Origin of the sequence: Micromonospora sp. MA102, from assembly GCF_025460765.1 — a bacterium.
GTDB lineage: Bacteria > Actinomycetota > Actinomycetes > Mycobacteriales > Micromonosporaceae > Micromonospora > Micromonospora halotolerans.
Window position 1 is genome coordinate 62,931 of sequence record NZ_JAMWEG010000023.1, and the last position, 15,553, is coordinate 78,483.

At 73.5% G+C, this 15,553-nt stretch carries 17 protein-coding genes; 10 read left to right on the forward strand and 7 right to left on the reverse strand.

Going from position 1 to position 15,553, the window contains the following annotated elements:
• Nucleotides 1–33: 33 nt before the first annotated feature.
• The 3 genes from NFX44_RS30175 to NFX44_RS30185 are packed head-to-tail and all read right to left on the reverse strand — an operon-like array spanning nt 34 to nt 1,852.
• Nucleotides 34–618 carry a DNA-3-methyladenine glycosylase I gene (locus NFX44_RS30175; RefSeq protein ID WP_262286988.1) on the reverse strand — a complete coding sequence of 195 codons (585 nt, stop codon included), beginning with the start codon at nt 616–618 and terminating at the stop codon, nt 34–36.
• Between the two features lie 47 nt (nt 619–665).
• Nucleotides 666–1,163, reverse strand: coding sequence for an SRPBCC family protein (locus tag NFX44_RS30180; protein WP_262286989.1), 498 nt, complete (start codon nt 1,161–1,163; stop codon nt 666–668).
• Entirely contained in the window at nt 1,160–1,852 is a 693-nt protein-coding gene (locus NFX44_RS30185) for a DivIVA domain-containing protein (RefSeq protein ID WP_262286990.1), read from the reverse strand. Before NFX44_RS30185 ends, NFX44_RS30180 begins: the two co-directional genes overlap by 4 nt.
• Nucleotides 1,853–2,029: 177 nt before the next feature.
• On the opposite strand from NFX44_RS30185, the gene folP reads away from it, so the two are divergent.
• The 3 genes from folP to NFX44_RS30200 all read left to right on the forward strand — a co-directional run bounded on the left by folP (nt 2,030) and on the right by NFX44_RS30200 (nt 4,169).
• Nucleotides 2,030–2,899, forward strand: a complete 870-nt coding sequence (folP, locus tag NFX44_RS30190) for a dihydropteroate synthase (RefSeq protein WP_262286991.1) — start codon at nt 2,030–2,032, stop codon at nt 2,897–2,899.
• 206 nt (nt 2,900–3,105) lie between these two features.
• Nucleotides 3,106–3,840 (forward strand): hypothetical protein, encoded by a 735-nt coding sequence (locus tag NFX44_RS30195; RefSeq protein WP_262286992.1) that lies wholly within the window; start codon nt 3,106–3,108, stop codon nt 3,838–3,840.
• Entirely contained in the window at nt 3,837–4,169 is a 333-nt protein-coding gene (locus NFX44_RS30200; RefSeq protein ID WP_262286993.1) for a transcriptional regulator, read from the forward strand. The genes NFX44_RS30195 and NFX44_RS30200 overlap by 4 nt, the downstream gene beginning before the upstream one ends.
• A gap of 28 nt (nt 4,170–4,197) precedes the next feature.
• Here NFX44_RS30200 and ndhC read toward each other — a convergent pair whose 3' ends face one another.
• Complete coding sequence (ndhC, locus tag NFX44_RS30205) at nt 4,198–4,575, reverse strand: NADH-quinone oxidoreductase subunit A (RefSeq protein ID WP_262286994.1); 378 nt, start codon at nt 4,573–4,575, stop codon at nt 4,198–4,200.
• A 129-nt stretch (nt 4,576–4,704) separates the two neighbouring features.
• On the opposite strand from ndhC, the gene NFX44_RS30210 reads away from it, so the two are divergent.
• The 3 genes from NFX44_RS30210 to NFX44_RS30220 all read left to right on the forward strand — a co-directional run bounded on the left by NFX44_RS30210 (nt 4,705) and on the right by NFX44_RS30220 (nt 9,301).
• On the forward strand, nt 4,705–6,138 hold the full coding sequence (locus NFX44_RS30210) for a hypothetical protein (protein WP_262286995.1): 1,434 nt from the start codon (nt 4,705–4,707) through the stop codon (nt 6,136–6,138).
• 288 nt (nt 6,139–6,426) lie between these two features.
• Nucleotides 6,427–8,274 (forward strand): 2-oxoacid:acceptor oxidoreductase subunit alpha, encoded by a 1,848-nt coding sequence (locus NFX44_RS30215; RefSeq protein WP_262286996.1) that lies wholly within the window; start codon nt 6,427–6,429, stop codon nt 8,272–8,274.
• A complete protein-coding gene (locus NFX44_RS30220; protein ID WP_262286997.1) occupies nt 8,267–9,301 on the forward strand; it encodes a 2-oxoacid:ferredoxin oxidoreductase subunit beta in 1,035 nt (344 codons plus the stop codon). Before NFX44_RS30215 ends, NFX44_RS30220 begins: the two co-directional genes overlap by 8 nt.
• 67 nt (nt 9,302–9,368) lie before the next feature.
• On the opposite strand, the gene NFX44_RS30225 is transcribed toward NFX44_RS30220, so the two are convergent.
• Nucleotides 9,369–10,016, reverse strand: coding sequence for an FMN-dependent NADH-azoreductase (locus tag NFX44_RS30225; protein WP_262286998.1), 648 nt, complete (start codon nt 10,014–10,016; stop codon nt 9,369–9,371).
• A gap of 84 nt (nt 10,017–10,100) precedes the next feature.
• Here NFX44_RS30225 and NFX44_RS30230 point away from each other — a divergent pair, with 84 nt between their 5' ends.
• Complete coding sequence (locus tag NFX44_RS30230) at nt 10,101–10,583, forward strand: MarR family winged helix-turn-helix transcriptional regulator (RefSeq protein ID WP_262286999.1); 483 nt, start codon at nt 10,101–10,103, stop codon at nt 10,581–10,583.
• Nucleotides 10,584–10,614: 31 nt separating this feature from the next.
• Here the strand turns inward: NFX44_RS30230 and NFX44_RS30235 are convergent, their stop codons facing one another.
• A complete protein-coding gene (locus NFX44_RS30235; protein ID WP_262287000.1) occupies nt 10,615–11,628 on the reverse strand; it encodes a TrkA family potassium uptake protein in 1,014 nt (337 codons plus the stop codon).
• A gap of 430 nt (nt 11,629–12,058) precedes the next feature.
• Between NFX44_RS30235 and NFX44_RS30240 the strand changes: the two genes are divergently transcribed.
• The 3 genes from NFX44_RS30240 (at nt 12,059) to NFX44_RS30250 (ending at nt 14,404) form a co-directional block, all read left to right on the forward strand.
• Nucleotides 12,059–12,994, forward strand: a complete 936-nt coding sequence (locus NFX44_RS30240) for a hypothetical protein (RefSeq protein WP_262287001.1) — start codon at nt 12,059–12,061, stop codon at nt 12,992–12,994.
• A gap of 107 nt (nt 12,995–13,101) precedes the next feature.
• Nucleotides 13,102–13,674: a helix-turn-helix domain-containing protein gene (locus NFX44_RS30245; protein ID WP_262287002.1), complete on the forward strand. Its 573-nt coding sequence runs from the start codon at nt 13,102–13,104 to the stop codon at nt 13,672–13,674.
• Nucleotides 13,675–13,810: 136 nt separating this feature from the next.
• Nucleotides 13,811–14,404 carry a ClpP family protease gene (locus NFX44_RS30250; RefSeq protein ID WP_262287003.1) on the forward strand — a complete coding sequence of 198 codons (594 nt, stop codon included), beginning with the start codon at nt 13,811–13,813 and terminating at the stop codon, nt 14,402–14,404.
• Nucleotides 14,405–14,470: 66 nt separating this feature from the next.
• On the opposite strand, the gene NFX44_RS30255 is transcribed toward NFX44_RS30250, so the two are convergent.
• Nucleotides 14,471–15,349, reverse strand: a complete 879-nt coding sequence (locus NFX44_RS30255; RefSeq protein WP_262287004.1) for a trypsin-like serine protease — start codon at nt 15,347–15,349, stop codon at nt 14,471–14,473.
• Between the last annotated feature and the right edge of the window lie 204 nt (nt 15,350–15,553).

Here is a 15,553-nt window from a genome sequence, read left to right on the forward strand (position 1 = left end):
ACCGCGGCCGGTCCCGTCGCGTCCGTCGGCGGGTCAGGCCGCCGGTCGGTCACCGGCCACGTGGCAGCCGGCCAGGTGGTCGTCGACCATTCCGGTGGCCTGCATCAGCGCGTAGGCCGTGGTCGGGCCGACGAAGCGGAAGCCGCTCTTCTTGAGCGCCTTGGCCATCGCGGTCGACTCCGGGGTGAGCGCCGGCACCTCGGCGAACGACCGCGGCCGGGCCGCCCGGGGCGGCGGCGCGTAGGACCAGAGCAGCGTGGAGAGCCCGTCGGGCAGCGCCAGGGCTGCCCGGGCGTTGGCGATGGCCGCCTCGACCTTGGCCCGGTTGCGGACGATCCCCGCGTCGGCCAGCAGCCGGGCCACGTCGGCCTCGCCGTAGCCGGCGACCTTGTCGATGCGGAACTCGTCGAAGGCCAGGCGGAACGCGGGCCGCTTGCGCAGGATGGTCAGCCAGGACAGGCCGGACTGGAACGCCTCCAGCGTCAGCCGCTCGTAGAGCGCGTCGTCGCCGCGCAGCGGCCGGCCCCACTCCTCGTCGTGGTAGACGGCGTAGTCCGGGGTGCTCGCCCCCCAGGCGCAGCGGGGCAGCCCGTCGGCGCCGGTCACCAGGTCAGTCACGCCGTACACGGTAGGTCAGCCCACCGACAACGGGCGACGACCGGTGGTCAGGGCAGCCGGCCCTGCTCGACCAGCCGAGCGAACTTCTTCAACGCCTGCGTCAGGCTGAACTTCGAGCCGGGCCAGAGCACCGGCCAGGCCACCCGGCCGGCCGGCCCGCCCGGCAGGTGGAACCACTCGTGCCAGACCACCTGGGTCCGGTCCCGCTCCATGGGGGTGCAGCGCAGCACACCGGGCCCGCGCAGCAGCTTGCCGCAGTGCACCACGCCGACCTCGTACGGCGCGTCCACCCGCACCACCCGCATCTCGTCGCGGAGCACGGCCGGACCGAGCGCGGTGACCGCCTCGACCAGGCTTCCCTCGCCGCCGTCCCCCTCGACCACCCGCACGGTGGTGAGCGGGATCCAGTCGGACTGCCGCTCCCAGGCGGTCAGCGCGGCGAAGACGCGTTCGGCCGGCGCCTCGACGATCACCGACGCGGTGACCTCGGCGGCCCCGGGCTGCGCCGCCTCGGCGAAGCCGGCGCCACCGTCCGCGCCGGTCACGCGGACTCCGAGCGGACCACGGGCCCGCGCTCGGAGTCGGAGTCGGCGATCGGGTCGTCGTCGCGCGCCCCGGTGGGATCGCGGTCGGTCGGGTCGGTGGGCGGCCGGAGGCCCACCTCGGGCGGGGTCTCGTCGACGTGGGCCGCCACCGGGGCGACAGGGGCGGGCCCGCCGGTGGCCGGGGCGGCGGACGGCAGGGTGGCCACGTCCTCGACGGCGGCGGCGGCCGGGGCCTCGGCCACGCCGGCCTCGGCGGTCGGCGGCTCGGCGCCGGGGGCGGGCGGAGCGGTGACCGGCGGTGGGGCGGGGGCCTCGGCCTCCGAACCGGTCGCGGCGGCCTCCGCGCGGGCCCGGCGCAGCGCGTCGGCCTCCTCGGTCCGGCCCTCGCGGAGGGCGGCGTTCTCGGCCTCCAGCACACCGATCAGCTCGGTCTTGTAGCCGATGTCGTAGGCGGCCCGGCGCATCGCCGCGTCGACCTGCGCCATCCGGTAGCCGCGCAGCGCGGTGTCGAAGCGCACCTCGGCGACGTCCGACTCGTCCAGGGGGCGGCTGCCCGGCAGCGGCACGGCCCGGCCGTCCGGCTCGACCGGCGCCAGGCCCGGATCCCGCCCGGAGACCAGCACCGTCACCCCGAACACCACCGCCGCCACGGTCAGCGCGACGACCAAGAGGAGCAGAACCTCACCCATGGGGAGATCGTGGCATGCGGGCGGGGATCGGGCGAGCCCTCCGCCGCCACCGATCGGAATCGCCGCCGCTGGGTCCTCGGGGCGGGCGGGGGCCCGGCGACGCCGCGCGGCCCGGGCCGGGCGGGACCGGATAGCGTCGGGGTCGACCGGTGGAAGATCGGCGCGGAGGAGGCGGGCATGACCGGGGCGCTGCGGCTCGGCGGGCGGACCTTCTCCCCCGGCGACCTCGTCGTGATGGCGATCGTCAACCGCACGCCGGACTCGTTCTTCGACCGGGGCGCCACGTTCGCGCAGGACAGCGCGCTGCGCGCGGTCGAGCGGGCGGTGACCGAGGGCGCGGAGATCATCGACATCGGCGGGGTGAAGGCCGGGCCCGGCGACGAGGTCGACGTGGCCGAGGAGATCCGCCGGACGGTGGACACGATCGCCGCGGTCCGGGCCGCCTTCCCGGACGTGGTCATCTCGATCGACACCTGGCGGGCCGAGGTGGCGGTGGAGGCGGTGGCGGCCGGCGCCGACCTGCTCAACGACACCTGGTCGGGGGCGGATCCGGCGCTGGCCCGGGTCGCCGCGGCGACCGGCGCCGGGCTGGTCTGCTCGCACGCGGGCGGGCTCGCCCCGCGGACCCGGCCGCACCGGGCCGCCTTCGACGACGTGGTGGCCGACGTGCTCGCGACGGTCACCGGCCTCGCCGAGCGCGCGGTCGGCCTCGGCGTCCGGCAGGACGGCATCCTGATCGACCCGGCGCACGATTTCGGCAAGAACACCCGGCACTCGTTGGAGATCACCCGGCGGCTGGGCGAGTTGACCGAGACCGGCTGGCCGCTGCTGGTCGCCCTGTCGAACAAGGACTTCGTCGGCGAGACGCTGGACCTGCCGGTGCCCGAGCGGCTGGAGGGCACCCTGGCGGCCACCGCCGTGTCGGCCTGGCTGGGCGCCCGGGTGTTCCGCGCCCACCAGGTCCGCGAGACCCGCCGGGTGCTCGACATGGTGGCGTCCATCCGGGGCGACCGGCCGCCCGCGCTGACCCGGCGCGGCCTGGCCTGACGGCGACAACTCCAGTGCGGCCCCCGGCCACGATTCGGCCTCCGTGCCGTCAGGTCCTGTCTCGCGGATCACGTCCGCCAGTGCTTGCGCCTGGTTGATCACCCACGCTCCACCCGGTTGCGCCTGCGATCTCCCGGCACGGCACGGCCCGCGGAATGCGGCTGGTTTCTCTTGTGCAGATAGGTCTGTGATGCAAAGCTAACTTCATGGCACACGAGTCCGTTCCCCAGGCGAACAGCCCTCACGAGCTGCTGGCGGCCGTGCGTGACCTGACACGCCGCGTCCGTGTCGCCCAGCGCGCCACCTGGTTCCCGCTGCTGGTCTTCGCGACGATCACCCTGGTCGCGATACCCGTCTACCGGTACGCCCCCTACCTCGACGTCTTCGGCACCTGCCGATCCCGCCCGCAGCACACGGTCTGCAAGGCGCCCAACCCGGCGGAGCTCGGGTACTGGACAGTCGCGCTGCTGCTCGCCTACGCGGCGATCGCAGCCTTCTACATCAGGCAGTCCCGACGGCGCGGCGTGGGCACCACCATCCGCCCCTACGTCGTCGTCGGCGTCGCGTTGGCCGTCCTGATGACGGCCGTGTCGGTCTGGTTGACGTTCCATCCGCTCCTTCCCCAGCCCGCCGATCCCTTCACCACCGACCCGGTGCAGATCGAGGTCGGGCCAGCCGTGTGGCTCGTCAACGGGCTGGCCAGTCCCCTGGCGGCGATCGGGCTGGCGCTGCTGGTGCTCGCCTGGGTCGAACGCCACTGGGCGCTGCTCGCGTACACCCTCGGCTACCTGGCGATCGGGATGGTGCAGGGCAACCAGGTCATTCGCTCGTCGTCGCCGTGGTTCTTCCTGCCGTACCTGCTCGTCCCGGCGGCGGTGCTGCTGCTGGGCGCCGCCGCCTTCGCCCTGTTCCGGCCGACCCCCGAGGTTCGCACGCGATGACCGATCACCCCGCCAACGGCCTCGACGACGTCGTCCACCAGCGCGTCCGGCTCGGCATCATGGCCATCGCGCACCAGGCCCGCCAGGTCGAGTTCGGCTTCCTCCGTACCACCCTGCAGCTGACCGCGGGCAACCTCGGGCAGCACCTGGCCGTCCTGGAGAAGGCCGAGCTGATCCAGATCGAGAAGGGCTACGAGGGCAAGCGCCCGCGCACCTGGGTAACCCTCACCGTCGCCGGTCAGGCCGCCCTGCGGGACGAGATCGCCCACCTCAAGCAACTCATCCAGCAGGTAGAACAAGCGGAGACGCCGCCGACCGCCGACCGGTGACCGGCGGGCCGCCGGCGTGCGCGGACCGTCAGGTCCAGCGGAGGATGTTCCGGCGCCAGGCGTAGAGGATGCCGAGCGCCACCACGGCGACGAACACGCCCATCTCCACCACGGTGGTCACGCCGAATCCGGGCCGGTCGAAGACCAGCGCCCAGGGGAAGAGGAAGACCGCCTCCACGGCGAAGAGGACGTAGAGGTAGGCGTAGACGTAGTAGCGGATCCGCATCTGCGCCCAGTCGCCGCCGACCGGATCGAGACCGCACTCGTAGGTGGCCCGCTTGCCCCAGGGATCGGCCGGACGGCCGGGACGTAACACCCGATTGGCCGAGAACGCCGTAACGAAGAAGAGCACGGCGGCAAGGAGCAGGAGACCGAGCGTGGCGTACGAGCCGAGGTATCCCGTCACGGTCGGGAGCCTACCGGGCCGGCCGTCGCGACACCCGAAACACGTTACGTATTTGTTTCCTCTGGGGACTAGTGCACGAAGGCAACTGTTGTCAAATAATGAGACCTCACTGAGCGTCACGGAGGACAGATGCCCCGCCCCCGCGTACGGCCTGCTCGGCGCGCCGCGCTCCGCGGCATCCCCGCGCTGCTCGCGCCCGCGCTGCTCGCCGGGATCGCGGCGGCCGTCGCGGTGGGGCCGGCCTGGGCGGCGGCCTCGCCGACCGTGACCGCCGTGGTCCAGGCAGCCGATCCGGGTGACCCGGGCGAGCCCGGAGGCGACCCCGGCACCGACCCGACCGAGGCGACACCGACCGTGGACCCGACGACGACGGCGCCGGCGCCCACCAGCCCGCCGCCGACGGAGGAGGTGCCGACCACGCCGGCGACACCGACCACCACCCCGCCGGCGCCGACGACCACGGTCGCCGAACCGGCGCCCACCACCACGGCGCCCACCACCGCGCCGCCTCCCACGTCGGCCGGACCGCCGCCCGTGGTGTCCCCGCCCCGGCCGGGCCAGCCGGCGGGCAGCCCGCTCGGCGTGCGGGTCACCACCGACGACGTCGTGCTGACCCCCGCCTACTGGAACGCGGACAGCACGGTGACCACGCTGCGGGTGACGGTGACCAACACCGGGGGCCGGCCGGAGCTGATCCGCCTCGGCTACACCCTGCCGCCCGGCCTGAGCGACGCCGGCACTCCGGGCTGCGCCTCGGCCGGCGGGAGCAGCTACCACTGCGGCGGGTGGACCACCGCGCCGGGCGCCCAGTTCCGCGCCTCGATCCGCGTGCGGGTCGGCGGCACCGCCTGGCGGTCCATGCCGCTGAGCGGGTCGGTCCAGGTCACCGCCACCGCGCCCGGCGTGGCGAGCCCGGCCGGCGACGACGAGGGCTTCGCGGTCCTCTTCCCGCCCGGGCCGCCGGTGCCCGGCATCTCGCTCCGCGCCGACGAGGTCCTCTTCGACATCAGCGGCGCTCCGAGCACCCTGGGCGTGCGCCTCGGCAACACCGGCGAGGTCGACGCCGCCGGCCGGGTCGACGTGGTCCTCCCCGCGGGAGTGAGCGTCACCGATCCCCCGGCCGGCTGCGCCCCGGCGGGTCCCGACCGGACCCGGTGCGCGCTGGGCACCGTCCCGGCCGGCCGCACCGTCAGCCTGAGCCTGCCGGTGACCGCCTCGGCGGAGGCCCAGCGTCGGGCCCCGCTGGCCGGCGCCGTCGTCGCGCGGCTGGACCCGCGCAGCGGGCGCGACCGGCAGGTGCAGATGAGCTTCCGGATCACCGCGGCGGCCGCGCTGGCCACCCCGCCCGTCGGGGCGCCCACTCCGACCGGGTCGCAGGGCGTGGTGGCCGCCGCCGCGCCGGACACCGACGACGACGTCACCTCGGTGCACCGGACCGCGGTGACCCTGATCGCGGTCTCCGGCCTGCTGGTCGTGCTCGCGCTGGCGCTGGCCACCACCTCGCTGCGCCGCCGCATGGGAGCCGCGGCCGCGGAGCCCGTCGCCCGCCCCGCCGAGGAGTGAGTGACGGGTGTGTCCGGCCGGTTGCGGTGATCTGAATTACGGGCTGCGGTACTAAAGGCCGCAAAGCCGGGCATACAACGGCCCGATCAGGTCCCATACGTCGGACCTCCACCAAGGTGGCCCTAAGGGACCGACGTAGGCTCTGACGTGAGAGATGAAGCGGGCCGAACCCATCGACGGACGGCCGGCGGCAGCAGCGCGTCTAGGAGGGCACGTGGCCGGGCAAGGCGGAGTCACCATCACGTTCAGCCGCCCGTGCGACGGCGCTCAGCGAAGCGAGGTGCGGGCGTGACCAAGCAGATCCGTCAACTGGACCGGGTGGTCATCCGGTTCGCCGGCGACTCGGGCGACGGCATGCAGCTCACCGGTGACCGGTTCACCTCGGAGACGGCGCAGCTGGGCAACGACATCTCCACGCTGCCCAACTTCCCGGCCGAGATCCGCGCTCCCGCCGGCACCCTGCCGGGCGTGTCGAGCTTCCAGGTGCACTTCGCGGACTACGACATCCTCACCCCCGGCGACGCGCCGAACGTGCTGGTGGCGATGAACCCGGCCGCGCTCAAGGCCAACCTGACCGACCTGCCGCGCGGGGCGGACATCATCGTCAACACCGACGAGTTCACCCGGCGCAACCTGGCCAAGGTGGGTTACGCGACCAGCCCTCTCGACGACGACTCCCTCGCCGGGTACGTGGTGCACCCGGTCGCCCTGACCTCGATGACGATCGGCGCGCTGGCCGAGCACGAGGTGTCCAAGAAGGACGCCGAGCGGGCCAAGAACATGTTCGCGCTCGGCCTGCTGAGCTGGATGTACTCGCGCCCGTACGAGTCGACGCTGCGCTTCCTGGAGCGCAAGTTCGCGGCCCGCCCCGAGCTGGTCGCGGCGAACGTGGCCGCCTTCCGGGCCGGCTGGAACTTCGGCGAGACCACCGAGGACTTCTCCGTCCGCTACGAGGTCAAGCCGGCGAAGATGCTGCCGGGCACCTACCGGAACATCACCGGCAACGCGGCGCTGTCGCTGGGCCTCGTGGCCGCCGGCGTCCGCTCCGGGCTGCCGGTCTTCCTGGGGGCGTACCCGATCACCCCGGCCTCGGACATCCTGCACGAGCTGAGCAAGCACAAGAAGCTCGGCGTGGTCACCATGCAGGCCGAGGACGAGATCGCGGCGGTCGGCGCGGCGCTGGGCGCCTCGTACGGCGGCTCGATCGGTGTCACCACCACGAGCGGTCCGGGCGTCGCGCTGAAGAGCGAGACGATCTCGCTGGCCGTGGCGCTGGAGCTGCCGCTGGTCATCGTCGACGTGCAGCGCGCCGGGCCGTCCACCGGCATGCCCACCAAGACCGAGCAGGCCGACCTCAACATGGCCCTGTACGGGCGGCACGGCGAGGCCCCGGTCGCGGTGATCGCGCCGAAGTCGCCCGCGGACTGCTTCCACGCGGCCCTGGAGGCGGCCCGGATCGCGCTGACCTACCGCACCCCGGTGCTCCTGCTGTCCGACAACTACGTGGCCAACGGCTCCGAGCCGTGGCTGCTGCCGGACGTGGAGAGCCTGCCCGACCTGCGGGTCGAGTTCGCCAGCCGGCCCAACGGCGAGGACGGCACCACCTTCCTGCCGTACCTGCGGGACCCGGAGACCCTCGCCCGGCCGTGGGCCATCCCGGGCACCCCGGGGCTGGAGCACCGGATCGGCGGCCTGGAGAAGGCCGACAAGACCGGCGACATCTCGTACGACCCGGCGAACCACGACTTCATGGTGCGCACCCGGGCGGCCCGGATCGAGACCATCCCGGTGCCGGACGTCGAGGTGGAGGACCCGGACGGCGACGCCCGGGTGCTGGTGCTCGGCTGGGGCTCGACGTACGGCCCGATCGGGGCGGCCTGCCGGGGCCTGCGCCAGCGCGGGCTCTCCATCGCCCAGGCGCACCTGCGCCACCTGGCCCCGATGCCGGCCAACCTCGGCGAGGTGCTGAGCGCGTACGACCGGGTGGTCATCCCCGAGATGAACCTCGGCCAGCTCGCCCACGTGATCCGGGCGAAGTACCTGGTCGACGCGATCGGCTACAACCAGGTCCGCGGCCTGCCGTTCACGGCCGCCGAGCTGGAGACGATGCTGGAAGAGGTCCTGAAGAATGTCTGAGCCCGTCGCCCTCAAGCTCACCGCGAAGGACTTCAAGTCCGACCAGGAGGTGCGCTGGTGCCCCGGCTGCGGTGACTACGCGATCCTGGCGGCCGTGCAGGGCTTCATGCCGGAGCTGAACATCCCCCGGGAGAACGTCGTCTTCATCTCGGGCATCGGCTGCTCGTCCCGCTTCCCGTACTACATGAACACCTACGGGATGCACTCCATCCACGGCCGCGCCCCGGCGATCGCCACCGGCCTGTCGGTGAGCCGGCCGGACCTGTCGGTCTGGGTGGTCACCGGTGACGGCGACGCCCTCTCCATCGGCGGCAACCACCTGATCCACGCGCTGCGCCGCAACGTCAACCTGAAGATCCTGCTGTTCAACAACCGGATCTACGGCCTGACCAAGGGGCAGTACTCGCCGACCTCCGAGATCGGCAAGATCACCAAGTCGACTCCGGTCGGCTCGGCGGACGCCCCGTTCAACCCGCTGTCGCTGGCGCTCGGCGCGGAGGCGACCTTCGTGGCCCGGACCATCGACTCGGACCGCAAGCACCTCCAGTCGGTGCTGCGGGCCGCCGCCGAGCACGAGGGCTCCGCGTTCGTGGAGATCTACCAGAACTGCAACATCTTCAACGACGGCGCGTTCGACCCGCTCAAGGAGCCGGCCACCCGGGACGACTTCCTCATCCGGCTGGAGCACGGGCAGCCGATCACCTTCGGCAAGGACGGCCAGTTCTGCGTCGTCCACCCGCCGGGCGGCTTCGGGCTGGAGGTCCGGGAGACCGCCGGCACCCCGGCCGAGGAGATCGTGGTGCACGACGCGGGGGTCGCCGACCCGGCGTACGCCTTCGCGCTGTCCCGGCTGCCCGGCCTGGACCTGCGGAACACCCCGATCGGCGTGTTCCGCTCGGTGACCCGCTCCTCCTACGACCGGGTGGTGCAGGAGCAGGTCGCGGCGGCGAAGGCCGACGTCGACCAGACCCCGGAGCAGCAGCTCGCCGGGCTGCTGTCCGCCGGCGACACCTGGACGATCCTCTGACGCGTCCCTGACGACCGAGAAGGGCGGGCCGTTCCCCGAGGGGACGGCCCGCCCTTTCATGGTCGGGTCAGGCCACCGCGGCGGCCGGCACCCACAGCTCGTCGATGGCCCGCTCGGCCGCCGCGAGGCTCTGCTCGTGCAGCGGGATCAGCTCGGCCATGGCCGGGGTGACCGGCGCCAGGGTCAGCTCGGCCGAGATGAAGCGCGGCTCCAGGCCGGTCATCGACAGGCCGTGCGGCAGCCAGGGCTCGGCGTGGTCCCAGCCCTCGCGCGGGGTGCCCGGGCCGTAGCCGCCACCCCGGGTGCCCAGCACGATGAACTCGCGCCCGCCGAGCAGGCCGGCCCCGGTGGCCGGGTCGTACGCGATGCCCGGCGCGATGAGGTGGTCGACCCACGTCTTCACGCTGCTCGGCGCTCCGTAGTTGTAGAGCGGCAGGCCGAGCAGGATCGTGTCGGCCCGCTTCACCTCGCCCACCAGCTGCTCGCTCAGCTGCCAGGACGCGCGCTGCGCCGGGGTGTGCTGCTCCGCCGGCACCATCCGTGCCAGGCCGCTGGCCTCATCGAGATGGGGCAGCGGCTCCCGGCCGAGGTCGCGGTGGGTGACCGTGCCGCCCGGGTTTGCGGCGCGCCACGCGGCGGCGGCCCGCGCGGTGAGCCGCCGGCTGACCGAGTGCTCGCCCCGGATGCTGGAGTCGATGTACAACAGGTGTGCCATGCGATTAACCCTCCACAGATCGTTTGTGTAGCGCCAACCATTTATAGCAGGCCGATGTTCCATGCCGTGCGTAAACTGGGTCACATGCCAGCCGTGCCGGTCGAGGAGTCGGAGCACCGCTCCGGGCCGCTGCTCGACCATCTGGCCCGGCGGATGCGGCTGCGCTCCGAGTCGGTGCTGGCGCCCCTCGGCCTGCGCCCCCGGCACCTCGTCGCGCTCACCGTGCTGCGGGAGTCGGGCGGCATCGGCCAGCAGGCGCTGGCCGGCACGCTGCAGATCGACGGCACGAACGTGGTCGGGCTGCTCAACGACCTGGAGGCGGAGGGCCTGGTCGAGCGGCGGCGGTCACCCGAGGACCGCCGGCGCCACGTGGTGAGCCTCACCGCGGCGGGCACGAAGCGGCTCCGTGAGGCCGAGTGCGCCCTGGCCGGGGTCGAGGACGAGGTGCTCGGCGCGCTGCAGCCGGCCGAGCGGGACACCCTCTACGAACTGCTCCGCCGGGCGAGCAGCGGCCGCCCGCTGAGCTGCGTCGAGGCGTCCGGAGACGAGCCGGACCCGATCTGCTGACCGCCGGGCCGGCGGGCGGGTCAGGAGAGGGTCAGACCGTCGCGGCGGACTGCGGCCGGTCGTCCCGGACGTGGACCAGCATGTCGCCGGTCTCGATCACCGCGCCGGCCTTGTCGTTCAGCGCGACCACCTTGCCCCGGCGGACCAGGGCGATGACGAGCGACTCCAGCTCACGGGGCGACCGGCCCACCTCGCTGCGCTCGGCCGAGCGCATGGCCAGCGCCATGCCCTGGCCGGGGGTGAGCAGGTCCTCCACCACGTCGATCAGCGGCGGCGCGGAGGTGGACAGGCCGAGCAGGCGGCCGGCCGTCGCCGAGGAGACGATCACGTGGTGCGCCCCGCTCTGCTTGAGCAGCGGCGCGTTCTCCGCCTCCCGGACCGCCGCGATGATCCGCACCTGGCCGGCGGTGAGCTGCCGGACGGTCAGCGCCACCAGCACCGAGGCGTCGTCGCTGTCGGTCGCGATGATGACCGACTTGGCGGTGCGGACGTGCGCCTCCTCCAGCACCGACGAGCGGGTGGCCGAGCCCTCGATGGCGACCAGCCCGGCCGAGGTGGCCTGCCGCAGCGCGGCGCCGCTCCGCTCGACCACCACGATCTTGGACTTGTCCAGACCGTTCTCGAGCAGCGCGGAGACGGCGCTACGGCCCTTGGTGCCGTAGCCGCAGATGATCACGTGATCCTTCACGACTCTCCTCCACCGATTCAGGCGACGCCCGGTCCGGTACTGCTCGGTCAGGACTTCCAGGGTGGTGCCGACCAGGATGATCAGGAAGAGCACCCGGGCGGGGGTGACGAACAGGACGTTCACGAGGCGCGCCGAGGAGGCCGCCGGGGTGATGTCGCCGTAGCCCGTGGTGGAGAGCGAGACCACCGCGTAGTAGAAGCAGTCGAGGAGGGTGAGGCCGTCCTCGTTGACGTCGCGGTAGCCGTCGCGGTCGATCCAGACCGCCGCCACCACGGCGAGGACCAGGCCCAGGGCGGCGAGCAGGCGCAGACTCAGCGCGCTCAGCGGCCCCCGCCGCTGCGCGGGAAAATGGATCACCGTCGGCCCTGCTCCGCCACCGTCGCCTGCACGCCCACAACATAGCGGGTACGCCGGGATCCGGCCGGCCGGGGCGACGATCACCCGAGCGGGCGTACCACCGGTAAGGATCTCGTCACATTTATCGCCGTCATGGCGGGTGAGACTCGGGGGACGACCGTCCTGACGAGGGAGAACCCGGATGCGGACACGTACGGCACTGGCCACGGGGGGCGTGGCTCTCGGGATGCTGCTGGCCGGCGCGACACCGGCGGTGGCGAGCCGCCCGGATGATCGGCCGCGGCCCCGACCGACCGAGGCGACCCGGCCACCCCGGCCCAAGCCCACCGCCTCACCATCGCCGACCAGCACACCGCCACCGACCGCCACCCCCTCGCCGACCGGTACGCCATCGCCGACCGGTTCACCGACGCCGACCACAACGGCCACGATGCCGACGGCGGACCGGATGGCCGTCGTGCTGCCGTCGCTCGACGGCCTCGACACCTCGGCGTCAGACGTCAACGGGCCGGGGGTGGTGGTGGGATCGGCCCGCCTGGCCAGCGGCTACTGGCACGCGGTGCGCTGGGTGGACGGCCGGATCGAGGACCTGGGCACCCTGGGCGGGCTGAACAGCCAGGCCGAGGCCATCGACGAGCAGGGCCGGATCGTGGGTACCAGCCAGGACTCCGAGGGCAGGGGCCACGCCGTCGCGTGGGTGGACGGAAGGATCCAGGACCTCGGCCTGACCGGCGGCATCTTCTCCATCGCGTACGACACGGCCGGCGACCGGGTGGTCGGCGTCTACCACGTCACCGACAGCTTCTCGGGCCGCCGGGCCTTCGTCCGGACCGGGGCCACGGAGATCACCATCGACGTGCCGCCCGGGGCGAGCGCGACCGCGGTCAACGAGGCGGGCACGGTCGCGGGCACCTACGGCTGGCAGGAGTGGGACGACCCGGCGCCCGACGACTACCAGGCGTTCGTCTGGCGAGACGGGGTGACCCGGCCGCTCGGCACCCTCGGCGGAGCCACCAGCACGGCGAACGGCATCAACAACCTCGGCCACGTGGTCGGCACCAGTTGGACCGCCGACGGCGTGTTCGCCGCCTTCTTCTGGGACGGCTCGACCATGCGCCGGCTGGCCACCACCGCCGTCTCCCCCACCGCCCAGGCTGTCAACGACTCGGGCCTGGTGATCGGCACCGAGGGCCACGGCGACCGGGCGATGATCTGGCCGGACCCGTCAGCGACCTCGCAACTGCTGCCGCTGCCCAGCGGTGCGGTGGGCAGCCGGGCGATCAACGTCAACGACCAGGGTCTGATCGTCGGCCAGGCGGACTATGTCTCGCCGAGCTGGCACGGCCGGGCGGTGGTCTGGCGCTGAACCCAGGTGGTCCCGGTCGGCAGCACGGGGGCGGCCGGGCCGGTCTCCGTCGCCGGGACGGGGCATGATGGGGACATCCGGGGGACGACGACCGCGAGGAGGCCCGCATGTCGTTGCTGCGACGGGTGATCGGTGGGGTGCTTCGCCGGGTGCGCCTGCGTCAGGGCCGCACCCTGCGCGAGGTGGCGCTGGCGGCCGGCGTCTCCCTGCCCTACCTCTCCGAGGTCGAACGGGGCCGCAAGGAGGCCTCCTCCGAGGTGCTGGCGGCGATCTGCCGCGCCCTCGGCATCCACCTCTCCGACCTGCTCGAGGAGGCCCGCGACGAGCTGCGGCGGGTCGAGCGTCGGGCGCCGGTGGCCTCCGGGGTGACGCTGGCCCGGCTCGACCGGGTGCCGGCCACCCGGACCGGCCCGCAGCTGCGGGTCGGCGGGCCGCGGCTGCACGCCACCCGCCGGCCGGTCGCGCCGACCCCGCTGCTCGGCGGGGCGCTGCGGCCGGCGGGCACCGCGCCCGAGCCGGTCGGCCCGGACCTCGGGTACGCCTCCCCCACCGCGTTCGGCACCGGCACCCGCATCTGGCTGATCCCCTCCGCGCCGGCCGCCCGCCACCGTCCGCGTACCTCGGTCACGCTGGCCCGGCGACGGGCCCGGGCGGGCCGGCGGCGGCTGGCCGCCGCCTAGGCCCGGCCGGTTCTGCCCACGGCGGATCTGCCCCGGGCAGAAACGCTGGGCCGCGGGGTGCCGGCCGCCGGAGGCTGGAGACCGCCGGTTGCCGGGCGGTCCCTCGCCCACCGGCGGCACGGAGGGTGGTCAGGTCATGGGATACGGCATCTGGATGCTGGACGAGGGGCAACCGACCCTCGGCGACCGGGTCTTCGAGAAGCTGCTCAAGGAGCGGATCATCTTCCTCGGCACCGAGGTCACCGACGCCTCGGCCAACCAGATCTGCGCGCAGATCCTGCTGCTGGCCGCCGAGGACCCGGAGCGGGACATCTTCCTCTACATCAACTCCCCGGGCGGCTCGGTCAGTGCCGGGATGGCCGTCTACGACACCATGCGCTACGTCAAGAACGACGTGGCCACGCTGGCCCTCGGGATGGCCGGCTCGATGGGGCAGTTCCTGCTCTGCGCCGGCGCGGCGGGGAAGCGGTTCGCGCTGCCGCACTCGCGGGTGATGATGCACCAGCCGTCCGGCGGGATGGGCGGCACGGCGGCCGACATCACCATCCAGGCGGAGAACATGCTGCACGTGAAGCGGACCATGCAGGAGCTCATCGCCCAGCACAGTGGGCACACGCTGGACGAGATCCAGCGCGACTGGGACCGGGACCGCTGGTTCACGGCCGAGGAGGCCCGCGAGTACGGCCTGATCGACCAGGTGGTCACCCGCGCCGAGCAGCTCCCCGCCTGAGCGGGACGGCCGACGAACGGGGGCGGCCGGCGGGGTGCTCCCGCCGGCCGCCGGTCGTGCGTCAGCTCAGGGCAGGTCGACGAACTCGTCGAGGAAGTCCCGCGCGGTCGGCGCGTCCAGCCGGTATGCCACGTTGGTCGCGTAGCAGGGGCCGTCGCCGGTGATGGTGGTGGCGGCGAGCACCCGCTGACCGCCGATGGTGACGAAGTTCGGGCCGCCGGAGTCGCCGTAGCAGGCGCCGCCGTAGTCGCGGCTCTCGTTCATCGCCAGCCGTACCCAGGTCTTGTTCAACGCGTTGAAGCCGACCTCGGCCTTGTTGCGGACGCCGCCGCCGGGGTGGGTCTGCCCGCCCGGCCCGCGGGCGGCCTCCTCGGTGCCGTAGCCGGCGACCACCCAGGTCGCAGCGTCCAGCGCGCGGGAGCCCAGCGCGTCGAGCTGGCCCGCGGCGGGCAGCGTCGCCGGGGTGAACGGCCACCGCTTCGCCAGCTCGGCGGCCTGACCGTCGGAGAACTCGATGACCGCGATGTCGTGTGCGTCGGCGGAGTTGCCGGGGTAGTCCGGGCTGGTGTGCTCGGTGCCCTCGACCCCGACCTGGGCGGCGGTCTGCGCCGGGCTGAGGCCGGCGGCCCTGGCCGAGTCGAGCGCACCCTGCACGTCCTGGGCCAGTGAGACGAAGAAGCGCACGCCGGGCGACCAGTCGGTGGTGCAGTGCGCGGCGGTGAGGAAGGTGTTCCGGTCGACCATGGTGCCGGAGCAGTACCAGTCGATGGTCTCCGAGACACCGTCGCCGTCGCGGTCCCAGAGGGCCAGCATGGCGCCGACCTCGGTGCGCTCCGGCGCGGGTTGGGCGTTGTAGGTGTTGATGGCCGACGCGGGGCCGGCGCCGGCCAGGACCGCCGCCAGCGTGGCGGCGCCCAGGCAGGTGAGAAATGCGGAACGACGCAAAGAGTCCTCCGGTGCGAGCTGGTGTCCGGGACGGCGACGGCGGCCGGCGGCGGACGCGCCCCCTCAGTTCGCGTCCGACACCCCGGTCCGGGGTGGCCGCGAGCGCCGGTCCTCGATGTACGCGAGCCTATGACCGGCACACCACGCCCGCACGGGGTGCGGGCCGCAGCGTGTTCCGACGAATTCTCGTTACATCGCCCGGTC

Bases quoted from the DNA above. Each gene is read 5' to 3' on its own strand.
- NFX44_RS30210 (WP_262286995.1), top strand. From the start codon at position 4,705: ATGCCCCGCCCCCGCGTACGGCCTGCTCGGCGCGCCGCGCTCCGCGGC.
- NFX44_RS30230 (WP_262286999.1), top strand. From the start codon at position 10,101: ATGCCAGCCGTGCCGGTCGAGGAGTCGGAGCACCGCTCCGGGCCGCTG.
- folP (WP_262286991.1), top strand. From the start codon at position 2,030: ATGACCGGGGCGCTGCGGCTCGGCGGGCGGACCTTCTCCCCCGGCGAC.
- NFX44_RS30185 (WP_262286990.1), bottom strand. From the start codon at position 1,852: ATGGGTGAGGTTCTGCTCCTCTTGGTCGTCGCGCTGACCGTGGCGGCG.
- NFX44_RS30245 (WP_262287002.1), top strand. From the start codon at position 13,102: ATGTCGTTGCTGCGACGGGTGATCGGTGGGGTGCTTCGCCGGGTGCGC.
- NFX44_RS30225 (WP_262286998.1), bottom strand. From the start codon at position 10,016: ATGGCACACCTGTTGTACATCGACTCCAGCATCCGGGGCGAGCACTCG.
- NFX44_RS30240 (WP_262287001.1), top strand. From the start codon at position 12,059: ATGCCGACGGCGGACCGGATGGCCGTCGTGCTGCCGTCGCTCGACGGC.
- NFX44_RS30195 (WP_262286992.1), top strand. From the start codon at position 3,106: ATGGCACACGAGTCCGTTCCCCAGGCGAACAGCCCTCACGAGCTGCTG.
- NFX44_RS30220 (WP_262286997.1), top strand. From the start codon at position 8,267: ATGTCTGAGCCCGTCGCCCTCAAGCTCACCGCGAAGGACTTCAAGTCC.
- NFX44_RS30200 (WP_262286993.1), top strand. From the start codon at position 3,837: ATGACCGATCACCCCGCCAACGGCCTCGACGACGTCGTCCACCAGCGC.
- NFX44_RS30250 (WP_262287003.1), top strand. From the start codon at position 13,811: ATGGGATACGGCATCTGGATGCTGGACGAGGGGCAACCGACCCTCGGC.